We start from the raw sequence: 16,087 nt of genomic DNA on the forward strand, positions 1-16,087 counted from the left end.
CAGCGCGTTGCGCAGGACGTGGCGGCGGATGACGGTCTCGAGGGCCTCGACTGGAAGGGCCGGCTGCGGGCGCTCGCCGACGCCTCGCTGGAGGTCGCGCTGAAGTACCCGGTGGTCGGCTCGACCATGGCCAGCCGGACCACCCGGCGGCCCAACGAGTTCCGGGTCGTCGAGCTCATCCTCGGCGCCGTCATGGAGGCCGGGCTCGACGGCGCCGAGGCGGCCGTCCACTACCGGATGGTCGGCGACTCGCTCCTCGCGTACGTCGGCCAGCGCGCGGCCTACCTGCTGTTCGACCCGGACGTCCGCGAGGCCGACGAGTCCTCCTGGAGCCGGGAGTACCGCCTGGTCGACGCCCAGGGGTTCCCCCACATCACCCGACTGAGCACGCAGCTCGCGGAGGTGACGGACGAACAGATCTCCCTCGCCAGGGTGGAGGCGCTGATCACCGCGATCGAGAAGCGGGTGGAGACGCTGCGCCAGGAGTAGTTCGGGCCCCGCCGCACCCGCAAGGGGGGTGCGGCGGGGGCCGGACGTCCGGTCACGCTGCGGAGCGCGTGTCCGTCGTTCACTTCGACGGCGTCAGGCGCTCCCACAGGAAGGTGTGGACGAGTGCCTCGTTGAAGGCCGTCTGCCGGTGGTCGGTGGCGCCCGCGTGGCCGCCGCCGAGGTGCTCGTGGAAGAGGACGGGATGCCCGAACTCGCGCAGCCGGGCGGCCATCTTGCGGGCGTGGCCGGGGTGGACGCGGTCGTCGCGGGTCGAGGTGAGCAGGAGCAGGGGCGGGTACGCGGGCCCGTCAGCCCGGATCTGGTGGTACGGCGAGATCCGTTCCAGGTGGGGACGGTCGGCCGGGTCGTCGGGATCCCCGTACTCGGCGATCCAGCTGGCACCGGCGAGCAGCTTGTGGAAGCGGAGCATGTCCAGCAGCGGCACGTGGGCGACGACCGCGCCGAACAGCTCCGGATCGCGGGTGAGCATCGCGCCCATGAGGAGGCCGCCGTTGCTGCCGCCCTCGATGCCCAGCTGGGCGGGTGTGGTGATGTTGCGGGCGGTGAGGTCCCGGGCGACGGCGGCGAAGTCCTCGTACGCCCGGACCCGGTTCGCGCCGAGGGCCGCCTTGTGCCAGCCCGGCCCGTACTCGTGCCCGCCGCGGATGCCCGCGACGACGTAGGTGCCGCCCCGGGTGAGCCAGGCGCGGCCGGTGACCGCGCTGTACTGCGGGACCATGGAGATCTCGAAGCCGCCGTACCCGTAGAGCAGGGTGGGCCCGGGGCCGGGGCGGTCCTCGGGTCCGACGACGAAGTACGGCACCCGCGTGCCGTCCGCGGAGGTCGCGAAGTACTGGCGCACGGTGAGGCCGGCGGTGTCGAACAGCGCCGGGCTCTGCTTGAGGCTCTCGCTGTCCCCGCCGGCCGTGCCCCGATAGAGGGTGGAGGGCTGTAGGAAGCCGGAGACGTGATGGAAGTACTCGTCGCCCACGTCCGGGTCGGTGCAGGTGACCGAGGCCGTGGACAGCGGCGGGACACCCGGCAGCGGGGCCCGGCTCCAGCCGCCGGGCCCCGGGGTGAGCAGCTCCATCCCGGAGGAGACGTCGGCGCGGGTGCTCAGGATGAGGTGGTTGCGGGTCCAGCTGTATCCGGCGAGCGCGACGCGCTCGTCCGGGGTGAACAGCACCTCGGGCTCCCGCTCCCCCGCCAGGAAGGCGTCGAAGTCGAAGGCGAGCAGACTGCCCGCGGGGTGGCCGAGCCACGGCGATTTGGTGGTGACGGTGAGCCACTCCCGGTGGACGGAGGCGCTCGCGTCGTCGGGTACGTCGATCTTCAGCGGCGGGGCGGCGGCCTCCTCCCGCAGGAGGAACAGCTCCTGGTTCCAGAAGTCGATCTGCCGGTGGACGAAGTCCCTTTCGAAGCCGGGGGTGTCGTCGTGCCATCCGGAGGCGGACAGGTCCGAGGGCCGGCCCTCGTAGACCGGCTCCGCGTCCTCGACAGGGGTGCCCCGCCGCCAGCGGCGCACCTGGAGCGGGTAGCCGGAGGCGGACATGGAGCCGGGGCCGAAGTCCGTCCCGATCCAGACCCGGTCGCGGTCGATCCACCCGATGCGGGTCTTGGCCTCCGCGACTGCGAACCCGTCCTCGACGAACTCCCGGGTCTCCAGGTCGAACTCACGTACGACGCAGGCGTCCGCGCCGTCCCGCGACAGCAGGACCAGGGCGTGCCGGTGCTCGGGGGCCAGCACCCGGCTGCCCGCCCAAACCCACTTCTCGTCCTCGGCCTCGGCCAGCGCGTCGAGGTCCAGGAGCACTTCCCAGGCGGGCCGGTCCGTGCGGTACTCCTCGAGCGTGGTCCGCCGCCACAGCCCGCGGACGTGGTCGGCGTCCTGCCAGAAGTTGTAGAGGTGGCTGCCGCGGCGGACGACGTACGGGATGCGGCCGTCGTCGTCCAGCACCTCGCGCATCTCCTGCTCGAGCACCTTGAAGGCGGGGGCACCGGTCAGCGCGTCCACGGTCTCGGCGTTGCGCTCCCGGACCCAGGCGAGGGCGGTCTCGCCGGATACGTCTTCCAGCCACAGGTAGGGGTCTTCATCACTCATCAGGCGATTGTGCAGGAAGACGGGCCCTGCGCAGGGCCGAGTGCACCGACCAGGTCACCGAGACCAGCGGGACCGCGACCACCGCGCCGACCACCCCGGCGGCGATGGCCCCCGCGACCACCGAGATCGCCACCACCAGCGGGTGCAGCCGGACCGCCCGGCTCATCACCAGCGGGTGCAGCACATGTCCCTCGATCTGGCCGATGACCACGATCAGCGCGATCACCAGCCCCGCGACGAGCGGCCCCTTCGCGGCCAGCGCGACCACCGCGGCGATGGCCAGCGCGACCGGTGATCCGATGAGGGGGATGAAGGCGGCGAAGAACTCCAGCAGCGCGAGCGGAACGGCCAGCGGAACCCCGAGGAGGTACAGCGCGACGCCCACGAGGACCGCGTTCGTCGCCGCGACCAGCAGGATCCCGCGGGTGTACCCGGTGAAGGTGCGCCAGGCCGCGCGCCCGGCGATCGCCACCCGCTCGCGCGCCGGCTCGGGCAGCTGGGCGCAGAACCACGCCCACTGCCGGTCGCCGCCGTGCAGGAAGAAGACCGAGCAGAAGACCGCGAGGGCGAGGACCGTCAGGACGTGCACCAACCGCCCCGCCCCGCTGACCGCCTGGCTGAGCAGCGTGGACCGGTGGCTCGACAGGTACTGTCCGGCCCTGGCCTGGACGTCGGAGAGGGCATCCGGGTTCATCCGGAAGGGCGGCCTCTCCAGCCACTCCTCGATGCTGGCGAGGCCCTGGCGGAACTCGCGGGCCAAGGTGGTGCTCTCCCCCGCCACCGCCTCGCCGACCAGCGTCAGCACGCCCAGCAGGAGCAGCGTGCTGCCGAGGAGGCAGACGGCGACGGCCGTTGTCCGGGGCATGGCACGCTCGAGGCGTCGGGTGGGCCACCCCAGCAGCGCGGCGGCGACGAGGCCGAGGAAGAGCGCCACGGCGATCTCGTGGAACCGGCCGAGTACGGCGAAGACCGCGTAGACGGCGGCCCCGACGACCAGCAGGCGCCAGGCGTACGACGCGGCCGTACGCAGGAACGGTGACACCGGCGGCATGACCCATGAGTGCCACCGGGGCCCGCCGATGCCACGCGCCGGCCCGGGATTCGCCCGTCCGGGGCGGGTACGGAGGCGTTCGGACGGACCTGGTCCGGCGCCAGGGCGGGGAAATCCGTTGCCGCGGCGGGGCGTGCTCGCCGACGATGGCCTCTCGTGAGCACCTCCCGACTGACCGCCGTACTGCCCGACCTCGCCCCGTGGCGCTCGAGCCGCGACTTCCGGCTGCTGTTCTACCAGGGGACGGTCACGTACTTCGGCTCGTTCATGGCCATGATCGCGCTGCCGCTGCAGATCAAGCACCTGACGGACTCGCCGCTGGCCGTCGGCGCGATGGGCGCCGTGGAGCTGGTTCCGCTGGTGCTCTTCGGGCTGTACGGGGGCGCCCTCGCCGACGCGGTCGACCGGCGGCGGATGATCCTGCTGACCGAGGCGGGGCTCGGGGCGCTGGCTCTGGTGCTCCTGGTCAACGCACTGCTGCCGGATCCGCTGCTGTGGCCGCTGTACGTGGTCGCGGCCGGCGTGTCCGCGCTGGCCGGGCTCCAGCGGCCGGCCCTGGACTCTCTGATGGCGCGGATCGTGCCGCACGACCAGCTGACCGCCGCCGCAGCGCTCAACGGGCTGCGCTACCAGGTCGGCGCGATCGCCGGCCCGGCGCTGGCCGGCCTGGTCGTCGCGTACGCCGGTCACGCCTCGGCCTACGGCGTCACCGTCGTGGGTTTCCTCGTCTCCGTGCTGCTGTGCCTGCGGCTGAGTCCGGCTCCGCCCGCCGAGGGCGCCGAGCGTCCGTCGCTGCGCGGGATCGCCGAGGGGGCGCGCTACGCGTGGAGCCGGCCCGTGCTGCTGGGGACGTACGCCGTGGACCTGGCGGCGATGTTCTTCGCCTTCCCGAACACGATCTACCCCTTCCTCGCGGACGAGCTCGACGCGGTGTGGGCGCTGGGGCTCATGTACGCGGCGGGCGCGGTGGGCTCCCTGGTGCTGGGGATGACCAGCGGCTGGACGTCGCGGGTCCGCCGGCACGGCCTGCTGGTGATCTTCGGGGCCGCGGTGTGGGGCCTGGCGATCGCGGCGGCCGGTGTGTCGACCGGCATCTGGCTGGTGCTGCTGTGCCTCGCGCTGGCGGGCGCCGGCGACATGCTCAGCGGGCTCGGCCGCGCCACGATCTGGAACCAGACGATCCCCGAGGAGCTGCGGGGCCGCCTCGCGGGCATCGAGGTGCTCTCGTACAGCGTCGGGCCGCAGCTCGGGCAGGTCCGGGCGGGCGCCATGGCCGGCTGGACCGGCACCCGGGCGGCCTTCTGGAGCGGCGGTCTGGCGTGTGTGGCGTCGGTGGCGGTACTGGCCGCGCTGCTGCCGAAGCTGATCTCCTACGACGCGGACACCGACGAGGACGCGGTACGCCGCCGGGCCGCCCGGGAGGCGGAACCTACCGGGGCGCCGTGACACCGGCGGGGGGCCTTCAGTGCCGGAACCCGTTCTCCGCGTCCTGCAGGGCCCGCCGCGGGTGGCTCGTGGAGGCCCGTTCGCCGGCCATGAGCGGCCGGCGGTCCCGTGATCCCGTGAACCCGTGATCCCGGACGAACACGTCAGATCGTCGCGGGATCCGGACGCACGCGAACCGAGCGCCGCGGCGAGTCTCTCAGCTCTCGTTCTCGGCCAGGATCCGGTCGGCCGCGAAGTGCGGGCAGTTGAGGGCATGCCAGGTCACCGAAAGGGAGCGCGCTCCGGTCCGCAACGTCCGCACGACACCGTCGGCGGCAGTCGCCTTGCAGAAGGGACACACAACCGTCTCCGGGCGTAGTAGATCGAACATGCCGGGTCCTTCCCGCAGCTTTCTCACACCGGACCAGTCCAGAACTATCAAATCCGGCGCCATTCGGCCGCAGTACCCACAAGTACGGATGGATATTGGAGGCCGTGGCCGTGCGCGGAGAGCGGTGGCGCGGGGACGGGAGGTGTCCGAGGGAGGCCGCCGCACCGCGAGGACCCTTACGGCGGACCGGAGTTCGGGCCGGACCGGCTACACGGGCGGCCGTGTTCGCCGTCAGCCCGTCAGCCGGGCGAGAGGGGCGAGCCGTAGGGGTTGCGCAGGGCCGGGAAACTGACGGAGCCCGCACCGGGCGGAGGGTGCGCCGCCGGCCGCACGGTACTCGGTCGTCGTCCACGCCTGCACGGTACGCCCGAGGCTATGCAGACCCTCCGGGTTCGAAGCTCGCGAGCATCTGTTCCAGCGCGGCCTGGTCCGGCCCCGTGAACGGGTCGAGGCCCGGGACCGCGGCGATGGTGTCGATGAACTGGGTGGTCAGGCCCACCGCCGGCGGCAGGTGCGTGCACAGGATGGTCTGCGGGTCCATCGACCGCAGCGGGTCCACGGTGGTCAGGAACCTGTCCGGATCCACCAGTTGAACCCACGGGCTGTCCACGCTGGCCCAGAACCGCTGGGTGGCTCTCAGTTCCTCGGCCGGCACCGCCCCCACGTCGGTGCTCATGGCGGTGTCCGCGCTGGGCATGACCCCGCCGAAGCAGTCGGAACTGAAGCAGGTCCGCGAACGGTCGTCGTAGAAGGCGACGGTCGCCGGATTGTCGAAGAGCGGCGGCCGGAAGGCGTGCAGCGTACGGTCGCCGACTTCCAGGGTCTGGCCAGGGTTGAGGAAGTACAGCCGGTCCAGGGGCAGCGGCCGCTCCGTGGACATGATCCCGGCGCCCAGGAAGGTGGTGATCAGACGCGCCCCGGGAGCGGCGTCGAGCAGATCGAAGAGGCCGCCCGTGTGGTCGCGGTCCGGGTGGGTCAGCCAGATCCACCGCACGTCGGCGGGGTCGACCACGGAACCGAGGGTGTCGAGGAAGTTCCGGTCGGGCAGTCCGAGGCCGGTGTCGACGACCACCGGCTGCTCGGCGTGCAGCACGAACGCGTTGACCGGGAGGAAGCCGAGGCCGGGTACCTCCAGGCAATCCGCCAGAACGGTGACGTCGGGTCCCACCTTGTGCGTGCTCATGGCGTCATCTCCACAGCCCTGCGAGGTACGGGTTCTCCCTCCATCGTGGCGCCGTCGGGTTGCGCACGCGCGCGGGAGGCGGTACCCGCGCGGATTCCCGCCTCCTCAGTCGTGCAGTCCGTGCATTCCGTGTCGCGGGCCGGGCGCCGGCCGGTCGTGAGGACCACGGTGACGGCACGGTCACCGCAGGCGTTGCCGTTGCCGAGGTGAAGCCCGTGGCCGCCCTGTTCCACGGCCACCAGGCGGGCGCGGTCCCCCAGGGCCTCGTGGTCAGGGAGCGACGCCACGTCGACGCCGAAGACCGGGCGGACCCCCGCCTCCACGGCCGCTTCCCAGGCGGGTCCTCGGAGCGCGAGGTCGCCGACCTGCACAGCTGCACCATCGCATCAGCCAACAGCTCCCTGCAGCGGGCCCGAGCCACGCTGGCCGACCGCCGCCACGCGGCGGCCGGGCCAGCCGCCCGGCCGTCCGGCCGTCCGGCCGTCCGGCCGTCCGACGACAGCGTCCGCCGGGTGCTGGCCGAGCGGTACGCCACGGCCTTCTCCCGGTACGACATGGAGGAGCTGACCATGCTTCTCCACGTCGACGCCACGTTGTGCCTGCCCCCGTACGCGAAGTGGATGCGCGGTGCCCCCGACATCCATGCGTGGCTCACCGGCCCCGCGATCGGTTGCCGCGGCTCGCGTCTGGTCCCGACCGTGGCGAACGGCTCCCCGGGCTTCGGCCAGTACCGCCCTCACGCGGACGGCGCCGGCTACGTGCCCTGGGCCCTCCAGGTCTTCGAGCTCCGTGACGACCGGATCAGCGGCATCACGGCCTACCGCGACACCGACCGCTTCTTCCCACTCTTCGGCCTGCCGGACCGCCTGGGCGAGGTGGAGCACGACGCGGCGCTCGAGCCGGAGTATGTGGCGGCGTCCTCGGCGAGGGTGTGAGCGACGGGCACCTGGGCCAGAGCCGATGCGGGTTCCCGCCCTCCTTGCCAACCCACCCACGGGCACCGGCTGGGGTTCCAGTAGCGTCCGATCCGTGATCACCCTCGATGCCCTCGTCCGCCTCTGCCCACCGCCCGCCGAACCGCCGCCCGAGGTGGACTGGGCGCAGACAGAGCGCGCCCTGGGTGCTCCTCTGCCTGCGGATTACAAACTGCTCGTCGAGACGTACGGCGCCGGCATCTTCGACGAAACGATCTGGCTGCTCGTCCCGGACTCCGCCTACAGCGACTGCGACCTCCACGCGCAGACGACGGAACGGGACGAGATCTTGGCCGGCCTGTGGGAGTTCGAGGCGAAGCCTTCCGGCCTGCTGGAGGCTGGGGCGCGGGTCCTGCCGTGGGCCTTCGAGGAGGGCACGGGGGCGTTCCTGTACTGGCTGGCGCGGCCCGATCAGCCCCCAGACGAGTGGACCGTGCTCTACAACGAGGGACGCGGACCCCTATGGGAGCACCACGACGTGGGGTGCTTGGCGTTCCTGCAGGCAGTACTCACAGGAACGGCGGATACGCAGTACTTCGGCCACCTCTACGAAGTGCTGCAACCAACGGAGCACCGCTTCGAGACGGCTGACCAGACCCTCGGCACGTCCCGGCGGTGAAGCCGCCGGTTGCTCTCGACGACGTGGTTCTCCGCTGGCTCGTCCAGGTCTCTCCGGGCTATTTTCCTTGCTTGCGTGTTCGTCGGAGCGGTATGGCAGGGTGCGCGTGCCGTACCGGGGCTGGTGGATCGCCGTCGGCGGGAGCCTGCCACGTTCGACTGGACCGCGGCCGAGGATGTCCTGGGCACCGTCCCGCCTGCCGATTTCAAGTGTCTTGCCCAGTGGTATCCCTTTTTCGAACTGGACGACTTCTTGGGCGTCTTCCTCCCTGACCCGGGGAGGAGACCGGCTGGGCCCAGGGATCGCGTGAGGAGCGGGAGTGGGGGACACCGAGGCCGCCACTGGCTTGCGCCCCCTGCAGCTGCTACCGAGGAGCGATGCGCGGGGTGCCTGGACCGGCGGGGGCGTGAAGGGCGGGTGGGGTGACGGCGGTGGAGAAAAGCTTCCGGGCCGAGGTGCGGGTGCGGTGCTGCCGGACCGGCTGAAGAGCCCCGTCCGGCGCCGCACCGGCGAGACCCGCCGACGGGCCATGCGACTACTCCGTGCCGCCCGCTGTCCCTGATCGTCACACCAGGTCAGCGGGCTGACTGCACCCAGTTCGAGCCGGTACTGGAGAAGATCCGCGTTCCGAAGCCGGGTCCGGTCCGAACCCGCAAGAAGCCCGACAGCCTCGCGGCGGACAAGGCCTACAGCAACGCACCCTGCCGCCAGTACCTGCGCCGTCGGGGCATCCGGCACACCATCCCGGAGAAGACCGACAGGCAGGCCGCCCGCCTGCGCAAGGCCAGCTATCGATCGACGTCGACGGGAACTCCACGCATCTGCAGCCGGGCCTTCAGGAACTCCATCTCCGACAACGTCCCCACCAGACCATCGTGGCTCAGTTCCCCGACCAGTTCACGAGCCCGCGACAACGAGGCCGCTGAGACCTCCCGAAAGACCTTCAAAGCTGGGACGAGACTGGGAGCCGAACCGAGCAACCGCAGCCTGACGGACCCGTGCGCTGCGAGCAGAGCCGCCCGAACATCATCAGGCGCTGGTCCCGGACCAGCGTGTTCGCACAGGTAGGTGTTACAGGACCCGCAAGAGAACTCCGAGTCCCACCACAACTCATCCTGAAGGATGAACTGATTCACCTGTCGCACCGCCATGCTGCCGCACTCGCAACGCGATGCGATCTTCGCGGTCTGACCAGTCACCCGGGCTCCCTGACGTTCCAAGCCCGCGGCAGGTCCTCGCCGCAGAAGACGCATACGAAGTCCTCCTCCCGCACGATGTTGCGCTCCCGGCAGGAGCGGCATCGGCGAAAGACCACCTCGTGCGTGAACCCGGACGGTCGATGGAACCCGATCCGATCCAGAGCCTCGGCCACGGCCGGCCATGAGCTGATGTCCGGGCAGTAGCCGGTCGACTGGTTGCTGACCTCCTCGACCACCCACCGCCCGGACTCCTCACGGAAGCCCATCTCGCCGGCGCTCAGTACCTCTCCGCCGCCGGCACACACCACGTGCTCGCTGCGGCGCGGAGCCAGTCTCAGCACCCCGCCGTCATCGACGACGAACGTGAACGGCTCGGCCAACTCGTCCAGGGTCAGTGCCGAGACCCAGTCGGTGAAGTCCGCCGCCGAGCGGATGCTCCGACCATCACCACCCGCCCGGACGAGCGCCTTCAGCTCAGTCGGACCCACATACCGATACCTCTGCCCCCGCGTCTCCACGCACACCAACCTAGTGGCTCACACAGCCAGGACCTGGGGAATTAAGGCCTCTGGTGAAGATCGCAACCGTTGACAGGTTTCCGCCATTGGCGATGGGTGGCACCGGCGAGGCCTCGCGGTTTCCGTCCGGAGCGCGAACGCCCCGTGACCTCGGCGGACCGATGTCGCGGGGCGTCCTCGGGCCGGCCGTCCGAAGGGGTTGCCGGCTTGCGGCTACCGGCTGAGCGACCTGAGCGCCGCCGCGTCGTACGGCTTCAGCTCGTCGAAGCGGTTGCCGAGGACCTTCGCCGCCCACTGCGGGTCCTGGAGCAGCGCCCGGCCGACGGCGACCATGTCGAACTCGTCGCGTTCCATACGGTCCAGGAGGTTGTCGATGTCTCCGAGCGCCGCACCCTCGCCGACGAAGGCACGGATGAAGTCGCCGTCGAGGCCGACCGAGCCGACGGTGATGGCCGGCCGGCCGGTGAGCTTCTTGGTCCAGCCCGCCAGATTCAGGTCCGAGCCCTCGAACTCCGGGAGCCAGTAGCGCCGGGTGGAGGCGTGGAACGCGTCGACGCCCGCCGCCGCCAGCGGGGCCAAGATCGCCTCCAGCTCCTCCGGGTTCTGCGCGAGCCGGGCGTCGTAGGCCTCCTGCTTCCACTGCGAGTAGCGGAAGATCACGGGGAAGTCGGCCGCGACGCGCTCGCGGACCGCGGCCACGATCTCCTCGGCGAACTTCGTACGGGCCACCGCGTTGCCGCCGTAGGCGTCGGTGCGGCGGTTGGTCCGCTCCCACAGGAACTGGTCGAGCAGGTAGCCGTGAGCGCCGTGCAGTTCGACGCCGTCGAAGCCGATCCGCTCGGCCTCCGCGGCGGCGTCGGCGAACGCGCCGATGACGTCGTCGAGGTCGGTGCGCGTCATCGCCTTGCCGGTCCCCTCGGTGCCGTCGACGCGGATGCCGGAGGGGCCGACGGCGGGGGCGTCGGCATACGGTGCCTCGCCCTGCTTGCGCACCATGCCTATGTGCCACAGCTGAGGCACGATCGTGCCGCCCGCCTCGTGCACGGCCGCGGCGACCTTCGCCCACCCCGCCAGCTGGTCCTCGCCGTGGAACCGCGGCACCCGGTCGCTCTGCCCGGCGGAGTCGTGACCGACGTAGGTGCCCTCGGTGACGATCAAGCCCACCCCCGCGGCGGCCCGGCTGGCGTAGTACGCCTGCACGTCCTCGCCGGGCACGCCGCCGGGGGAGAACATCCGCGTCATCGGCGCCATCGCGATGCGGTTGGGGATGGTCAGGCCGTTCAGCTTGACGGGCCGGGACAGGATCTCGGCCGCGCGGGAGGCGGTGGACGTGGTGACAGTCATGCGGGTCCTCCGGGTTGAGGCTGTGGCTCGTCGGGTGACAACCAGGAGTGCATAGTACACATGTTATGTATCATGCATATCGCCGCGCCGGCCGTCGTGCGGCGCCGCCCGCGGGTCGAGCCGTGCAGGGGTCGGCCGGTCCCCGGGTTCACCGATCCGCGATAATGAAGCGCCGGAAGGAGCGGGAGGCGCAGTGCTGGAGAAATTGGAGCGGGAGCTGATGCTGCTCTCGCGGCATCAGGTGCTTGCCCGGCGCGAGCGCGACCCCGAACGCCTGGAGCGGTCGGCGTACCTGCTGCTCAGCCGGATCGACACACAAGGCCCCATGACCATCGGTCAGTTGGCGGACGCCTTCGGGCTCGACACCTCGACCGTGAACCGCCAGACGGCCGCGCTGCTGCGCTGCGGACTGGCCGAGCGCGTCGCGGACCCGGAAGGCGGCATGGCCCGCAAGCTGCGCATCACCGTTGAAGGCGGGCGCCGGCTCGCCGAAGACCGTGAGGTCAACCGGTCCTGCCTGGCCCGGGTGGTCGCCGGCTGGTCCCCTGAGGAAGTACGGGAGCTGGAGGACGCCCTGGTCCGGCTCAACCGCAGCGCCGAGGCCCTCGAAGGACGGTACTGGCCGCGCACGGAGGAAGACGACACGCGCGCCGCATCCCACCCGCCGGCCCCACACGAATCCCCGGCTCCTGCTCCCCCGGCTCCTGCTCCGCAGACACCCGGGACTCCGGCGAATTCCGCGAATCCCGCGACGTCCGCAACCTCCGCGACTTCCGCGCCGTAAGAAAGCCTGCGGCCCGCCCCCGGGAGACGTCCGTGCATCGGGCGGCGCCCGGATCCGGCGAGCCGCCGGGCCCCGGTCGGCTGGCGGCCAGCGGCTGGCGGCTGGCGGCTGGCGCTGAGCATGGGTGTGGCCGTCCGGGCCAGGTGGCGCGCTCGGTCACCGCACATGCGGCTGAACGCTTGGGTTGGCCCGGGTACGAGTCGAGGAGCGTGCGGGAACGTACGGCAGGATCCAGTGGTGACGTCCATGGGGGTCCTGACCGAGCTGGAAGCCGGCATGGCAGAGCTGTCAACGCCGATGCGGGTGTACGTGGCGACCGGGCGGTTCACCGAGCCGGACCCCGACCTGCCAGAGCTGGCGGCCCAGATCCGCACGCTGCTGGCCGTGGTCGCGGTGGACGAGGCCTGGCGGCGCTTCCTGCGCGGGTATGCCCCGCCGTCCGCCCCCGAGATCTGCGCCGCACTGGAACCGGTGGAAACGCACGGGGCCGCCGCGTTCCTGGTCCGGGTCGCGGCCGTCGACCTGGTCTGGCCGAACCATCGACACCTGCCCATCGAGGCCGCCGAGCGCGCGGCGGACCGGGTGGTGTCCCTGCTCGGACCGGAGGCCACCTGGTGGACCAACCACGACGCCGGGTGCGGGGCCGTGAACGGGCTTACCCCGCTGTTCGACAGCCTGCTCGCAGGAACGGACGGTGAGCACTTCGCGCTGGCCTTGCAGGTCGCCGATGACTGAGCGCCCCGCCCCGTAGGATTGATCATCCTGGTGCGCGCAAGTCGTCATGCGGCACGCCTTGTTGACCTCGACCAGGGGACCCGGCCGGCCTGCAGGCAGGCCCTCGTGAGGGTGGCCGCCGCGGGGCCGGCAGGGCGGCCCCGGTGGGGTCGGCCCGCGCGTTGCAGCGGTGGATCAGGGCAGCGGGACACCGCGGGCCGTGATCCAGAGCTCGTACCACTCCTCGTGCGTGAGGTCGGGCTCCCGCAGCACCGCGTCGCGGCAGGCGCGGATCCGGTCGGGGCGGGCCGTGCCGATGACGGGCGCGATGGCGGCGGGGTGCCGCATCAGCCACCACAGCAGGACCGATTCGGGCGTCGTGCCCTTCCGCCGGGCCAGCTCGGCCAGCAGCTGCGCGGTGCCCCGTTCGGCCGGTGTCTGCTGGCGCCCGGTGAAACGGCCCTGTGCCAGGGCGCCCCAGGCCTGGAGGCGTATGCCGTGGTCGCGGCAGTGCTCCAGCGTCCCGAACGGGAACGCGTTGCCCACGGATGCGGGGGTGTTGAGCAGCACGCCGGCCTCGACCCAGGCGCGGCTGTGCAAGCTCATCTCCAACTGGTTCGCCACCAGCGGGACGTCGAGACGGGCCTGGAGGTGGGCGATCTGCGCGGCGCCCATGTTGGACACCCCGAAGCTGCGTACGAGGCCCTGCCGGTGCAGGGAGGTCAGCGCCGCCGCGGTCGCGTCCACGTCCGCCAGCGGATCGGGGCGGTGCAGCAGGAGGACGTCGATCACGTCGGTCCGCAGCCGGGTCAGGCTCTCCTCCACGCGCCGCGTGATGCTCTCGCCGCGCAGGTCGTAGATCCCCGGGCGGTCCGCGTCGCCCAGCCGGATTCCGCACTTCGTCTGGAGCGTGATGCGTTCGCGCAGCCCAGGCGTCCGCGCGAGCACCTCGCCGAACACGGCCTCGGCCTTCCCGTGCCGGTAGATGTCGGCGTGGTCGAAGGTGGTGATCCCGCTGTCGAGGGCGGCGTTGATCGCCGCTTCCGCCTCGTCGATGTCGCCGGGCTCGTATGCACCGGGCTCCCAGCTGCCGCCCAGCCCCATGCATCCGTACAGCACCCGGTCGCCACTCATGCTCGTACTCCCGTTCGTCACCACGCCCCTCACCCTAGGGGGTGTCCTGATCGTCTCCGACGCGGGCTTCGCGCCCGCCGATCGGCCGTACACTCGGGCCATGGGTCGCACGGGTTCGACACGGCAGTGCCTGCAGCAGGCCGCCTCCGTCGTGCGCCCGGCCGCCGTCGGCCCGGCCCTCGCGGCTGACTCCGAGGCGCCCGAGACCCGCCGTATCGCCTTGCACGGCCACGGCTAGCGCTTCCCCCTCCCCGCCGGCCGCTCTGCTGCTTCGCGCGACCCGTCAGCGCTCTCCACCCGACAGGGCTCTCCACCCGTCAGGGGTCTCGATCGCCGGGCTCTCGCCCGTCAATGCTCTCCGGCCGGGCCGAACCGCCTCGCCCCGTTCCCACCGGGCGACGGTCCGCCCCGCTCCACGTCACCACCGCAGCTTCCCGGCATGCCGCCGGCGCTGCCGCCTGGCTACGGCCGCACGCCCGGGCCGAGCCACCTCGAAGGGATCATTGTGAAGTTGAGCGAGTTGCTGGCCGGCCAGGAGCACCACGTACTCCGGGGTGACCCGAAGACGACGTCGATCACCGCGGGCACCACGTTCGACGCCGACCGGGTGATGCCCGGCTCGCTGTTCATCGCCGTACCCGGCCACCGGGAGGGGGGACCGGACTCCGTGTCGCCGGCACTCGCGCGCGGAGCGGCCGCGGTGCTCGTCGACGGCAGCGAGCCGGCCCTTCCGGCGTCGGTGTGGCCGCCGGGCGCGTGCGCCGTACGGGTGCCCGACATCCGGAAGGCGGCCGCGATCGTGACCTCGCGCTATTTCGGCGAGCCCGGGCGGCAGATGGACATGGTGGCGATCACCGGCACCAACGGCAAGACCTCGGTGTCGTACATGGTCGAGTCCGCCCTGCGGATCTCCGAGGGCGCGAAGGTGGGGGTCATCGGCACCGCCGGCAGCCGGATCGGCGACGAGCAGATCCCGATGCCGCGCTCGGTGCTGACCACGCCGGAGTCCCCGGACCTGCAGTACCTGCTGGGTCACATGCGCGACCGCGGCGTCGGCAGCGTGGTGCTGGAGGCCACCTCGATGGCCCTGCTGACGCACCGGGTGGACCGTACCTTCATCGACGTCGGCGTCTTCACGAATCTGACGCAGGACCATCTGGACGACCACGGCACGATGGCGAACTACCGGGACGCCAAGCTCCGGCTGTTCCAGGGCCTGTGCCGGCACGCCGTGGTCAACGCCGACGACCCGGTGGGCGCCGGGATCCGGTCGATGATGCCCGGGGCGGTGACCACGTACGCACTCGACGCCCCGGCGGACTACCGGGCCACCGACCTCGCCGTGAGTGCCGCCGGGACGCGGTTCACCCTCCATCACGGCGGGCGCGCGTATCCGGCGTCGATCCCCGTCCCCGGCAGGTTCTCGGTGGCCAACGCCCTGGCCACCGTCGCGGCCTGTCACGTCCTGGGCCACGATCTGGGCGCCCTGGTCGCCGCGCTCGACCGGATGCCTCCCGTACCGGGCCGGTTCGAGCGCTTCCGGACGCCGCTCGGCACCTCCGTGATCGTGGACTACGCCCACTCGCCGGACTCCCTGGAGAAGGTTCTGACGACGATCCGCGGCTTCGCGCGCGGCCGGGTCGTCACCGTGTTCGGCTGCGGCGGCGACCGGGACACCACCAAGCGGGCCGACATGGGGAGGATCGCCGGAACCCATTCCGACCTCTGTGTCCTCACCTCGGACAATCCTCGCAACGAGGATCCCGAGGCCATCCTGGACCAGGTCGCGCCCGGCCTCGCGGCGACCGGCACCCCCTTCGAACGCTTCGCCGACCGACGCCGGGCGATCGAGTTCGCCCTGTCGGCCGCGGGCCCCGAGGACATCGTCCTGATCGCCGGGAAGGGCAGTGAGCCCTATCAGATCGTCGGGGAGGAGCTGCTCCCCTTCAGCGACATGGCCACGGTGCGCGAGCTCGCCGCGGTCCAGGCCGCCGTTCGGCCCGTGCCCGTGATCTGTTCGTAGGGCGTCGGCCTGCGCGAAGACGCCCGCCCGGCCGGAAGGGCCCGGTACGCGTACTGCCCGGAAGGCCCGGTACGCGTACGACCCGTCCGGTCCGCGTACTACGTGGGGAGTACGCCTCACACGCTACGCCGGAGTGAC

The 16,087-nt window shown here is 71.7% G+C and carries 15 protein-coding genes and 2 pseudogenes; 9 read left to right on the plus strand and 8 right to left on the minus strand.

Features of this window, described 5'->3' with window-relative positions; all coding sequences use genetic code 11:
- Window positions 1-18 precede the first annotated feature (18 nt).
- Window positions 19-489: a TetR/AcrR family transcriptional regulator C-terminal domain-containing protein gene (locus ACWGIF_RS10640; RefSeq protein WP_453494123.1), complete on the plus strand. Its 471-nt coding sequence runs from the start codon at window positions 19-21 to the stop codon at window positions 487-489.
- A 79-nt stretch (window positions 490-568) separates the two neighbouring features.
- Here the strand turns inward: ACWGIF_RS10640 and ACWGIF_RS10645 are convergent, their stop codons facing one another.
- Window positions 569-2,590: a prolyl oligopeptidase family serine peptidase gene (locus tag ACWGIF_RS10645; RefSeq protein ID WP_453494125.1), complete on the minus strand. Its 2,022-nt coding sequence runs from the start codon at window positions 2,588-2,590 to the stop codon at window positions 569-571.
- Entirely contained in the window at window positions 2,583-3,641 is a 1,059-nt protein-coding gene (locus ACWGIF_RS10650) for an AI-2E family transporter (RefSeq protein WP_453494128.1), read from the minus strand. Before ACWGIF_RS10650 ends, ACWGIF_RS10645 begins: the two co-directional genes overlap by 8 nt.
- A 156-nt stretch (window positions 3,642-3,797) precedes the next feature.
- Between ACWGIF_RS10650 and ACWGIF_RS10655 the strand changes: the two genes are divergently transcribed.
- The gene (locus tag ACWGIF_RS10655; protein ID WP_453494131.1) at window positions 3,798-5,087 is read left to right on the plus strand and encodes an MFS transporter; all 1,290 of its coding nucleotides are present in this window, start codon (window positions 3,798-3,800) and stop codon (window positions 5,085-5,087) included.
- Between the two features lie 196 nt (window positions 5,088-5,283).
- Here ACWGIF_RS10655 and ACWGIF_RS10660 read toward each other — a convergent pair whose 3' ends face one another.
- The 3 genes from ACWGIF_RS10660 to ACWGIF_RS10670 all read right to left on the minus strand — a co-directional run bounded on the left by ACWGIF_RS10660 (window position 5,284) and on the right by ACWGIF_RS10670 (window position 7,011).
- Window positions 5,284-5,457, minus strand: coding sequence for a hypothetical protein (locus ACWGIF_RS10660; protein WP_453494134.1), 174 nt, complete (start codon window positions 5,455-5,457; stop codon window positions 5,284-5,286).
- A 373-nt stretch (window positions 5,458-5,830) separates the two neighbouring features.
- The gene (locus ACWGIF_RS10665) at window positions 5,831-6,640 is read right to left on the minus strand and encodes an MBL fold metallo-hydrolase (protein WP_453494137.1); all 810 of its coding nucleotides are present in this window, start codon (window positions 6,638-6,640) and stop codon (window positions 5,831-5,833) included.
- The gene (locus ACWGIF_RS10670) at window positions 6,637-7,011 is read right to left on the minus strand and encodes an alpha/beta hydrolase (RefSeq protein ID WP_453494140.1); all 375 of its coding nucleotides are present in this window, start codon (window positions 7,009-7,011) and stop codon (window positions 6,637-6,639) included. Before ACWGIF_RS10670 ends, ACWGIF_RS10665 begins: the two co-directional genes overlap by 4 nt.
- Between ACWGIF_RS10670 and ACWGIF_RS10675 the strand changes: the two are divergent.
- The 3 genes and pseudogenes from ACWGIF_RS10675 to ACWGIF_RS10685 all read left to right on the plus strand — a co-directional run.
- A pseudogene (locus ACWGIF_RS10675) lies at window positions 6,979-7,575 on the plus strand (nuclear transport factor 2 family protein); the annotation flags it as partial. The gene ACWGIF_RS10670 and the pseudogene ACWGIF_RS10675 overlap by 33 nt on opposite strands.
- Window positions 7,576-7,669: 94 nt before the next feature.
- Window positions 7,670-8,233 (plus strand): hypothetical protein, encoded by a 564-nt coding sequence (locus ACWGIF_RS10680; RefSeq protein ID WP_453494143.1) that lies wholly within the window; start codon window positions 7,670-7,672, stop codon window positions 8,231-8,233.
- A gap of 561 nt (window positions 8,234-8,794) precedes the next feature.
- Complete coding sequence (locus ACWGIF_RS10685) at window positions 8,795-9,301, plus strand: transposase (protein ID WP_453494295.1); 507 nt, start codon at window positions 8,795-8,797, stop codon at window positions 9,299-9,301.
- Between the two features lie 127 nt (window positions 9,302-9,428).
- Here ACWGIF_RS10685 and ACWGIF_RS10690 read toward each other — a convergent pair whose 3' ends face one another.
- Window positions 9,429-9,920, minus strand: coding sequence for a hypothetical protein (locus ACWGIF_RS10690; RefSeq protein WP_453494146.1), 492 nt, complete (start codon window positions 9,918-9,920; stop codon window positions 9,429-9,431).
- 243 nt (window positions 9,921-10,163) lie between these two features.
- Window positions 10,164-11,294 carry an NADH:flavin oxidoreductase gene (locus ACWGIF_RS10695; protein ID WP_453494149.1) on the minus strand — a complete coding sequence of 377 codons (1,131 nt, stop codon included), beginning with the start codon at window positions 11,292-11,294 and terminating at the stop codon, window positions 10,164-10,166.
- 220 nt (window positions 11,295-11,514) lie between these two features.
- On the opposite strand from ACWGIF_RS10695, the pseudogene ACWGIF_RS10700 reads away from it, so the two are divergent.
- Together ACWGIF_RS10700 and ACWGIF_RS10705 are read left to right on the plus strand one after the other, a co-directional pair.
- Window positions 11,515-11,922: pseudogene (locus ACWGIF_RS10700) on the plus strand (MarR family winged helix-turn-helix transcriptional regulator); the annotation flags it as partial.
- A 402-nt stretch (window positions 11,923-12,324) separates the two neighbouring features.
- Window positions 12,325-12,813 (plus strand): hypothetical protein, encoded by a 489-nt coding sequence (locus ACWGIF_RS10705; RefSeq protein WP_453494298.1) that lies wholly within the window; start codon window positions 12,325-12,327, stop codon window positions 12,811-12,813.
- A 174-nt stretch (window positions 12,814-12,987) separates the two neighbouring features.
- Here ACWGIF_RS10705 and ACWGIF_RS10710 read toward each other — a convergent pair whose 3' ends face one another.
- Window positions 12,988-13,926: an aldo/keto reductase gene (locus ACWGIF_RS10710; protein WP_453494152.1), complete on the minus strand. Its 939-nt coding sequence runs from the start codon at window positions 13,924-13,926 to the stop codon at window positions 12,988-12,990.
- A 100-nt stretch (window positions 13,927-14,026) separates the two neighbouring features.
- Here ACWGIF_RS10710 and ACWGIF_RS10715 point away from each other — a divergent pair, with 100 nt between their 5' ends.
- Window positions 14,027-14,164: a hypothetical protein gene (locus tag ACWGIF_RS10715; RefSeq protein WP_453494154.1), complete on the plus strand. Its 138-nt coding sequence runs from the start codon at window positions 14,027-14,029 to the stop codon at window positions 14,162-14,164.
- Between the two features lie 267 nt (window positions 14,165-14,431).
- Window positions 14,432-15,949 (plus strand): UDP-N-acetylmuramoyl-L-alanyl-D-glutamate--2,6-diaminopimelate ligase, encoded by a 1,518-nt coding sequence (locus ACWGIF_RS10720; RefSeq protein WP_453494157.1) that lies wholly within the window; start codon window positions 14,432-14,434, stop codon window positions 15,947-15,949.
- Window positions 15,950-16,087: the final 138 nt, after the last annotated feature.

The organism is Streptomyces sp. NPDC054849 (genome assembly GCF_053610945.1).

Excerpts from the sequence above, each read along its gene's own strand:
- ACWGIF_RS10645 (WP_453494125.1), bottom strand. The coding sequence starts at position 2,590 with ATGAGTGATGAAGACCCCTACCTGTGGCTGGAAGACGTATCCGGCGAG.
- ACWGIF_RS10650 (WP_453494128.1), bottom strand. The coding sequence starts at position 3,641 with ATGCCGCCGGTGTCACCGTTCCTGCGTACGGCCGCGTCGTACGCCTGG.
- ACWGIF_RS10660 (WP_453494134.1), bottom strand. The coding sequence starts at position 5,457 with ATGTTCGATCTACTACGCCCGGAGACGGTTGTGTGTCCCTTCTGCAAG.
- ACWGIF_RS10665 (WP_453494137.1), bottom strand. The coding sequence starts at position 6,640 with ATGAGCACGCACAAGGTGGGACCCGACGTCACCGTTCTGGCGGATTGC.
- ACWGIF_RS10695 (WP_453494149.1), bottom strand. The coding sequence starts at position 11,294 with ATGACTGTCACCACGTCCACCGCCTCCCGCGCGGCCGAGATCCTGTCC.
- ACWGIF_RS10705 (WP_453494298.1), top strand. The coding sequence starts at position 12,325 with ATGGGGGTCCTGACCGAGCTGGAAGCCGGCATGGCAGAGCTGTCAACG.
- ACWGIF_RS10710 (WP_453494152.1), bottom strand. The coding sequence starts at position 13,926 with ATGAGTGGCGACCGGGTGCTGTACGGATGCATGGGGCTGGGCGGCAGC.
- ACWGIF_RS10715 (WP_453494154.1), top strand. The coding sequence starts at position 14,027 with ATGGGTCGCACGGGTTCGACACGGCAGTGCCTGCAGCAGGCCGCCTCC.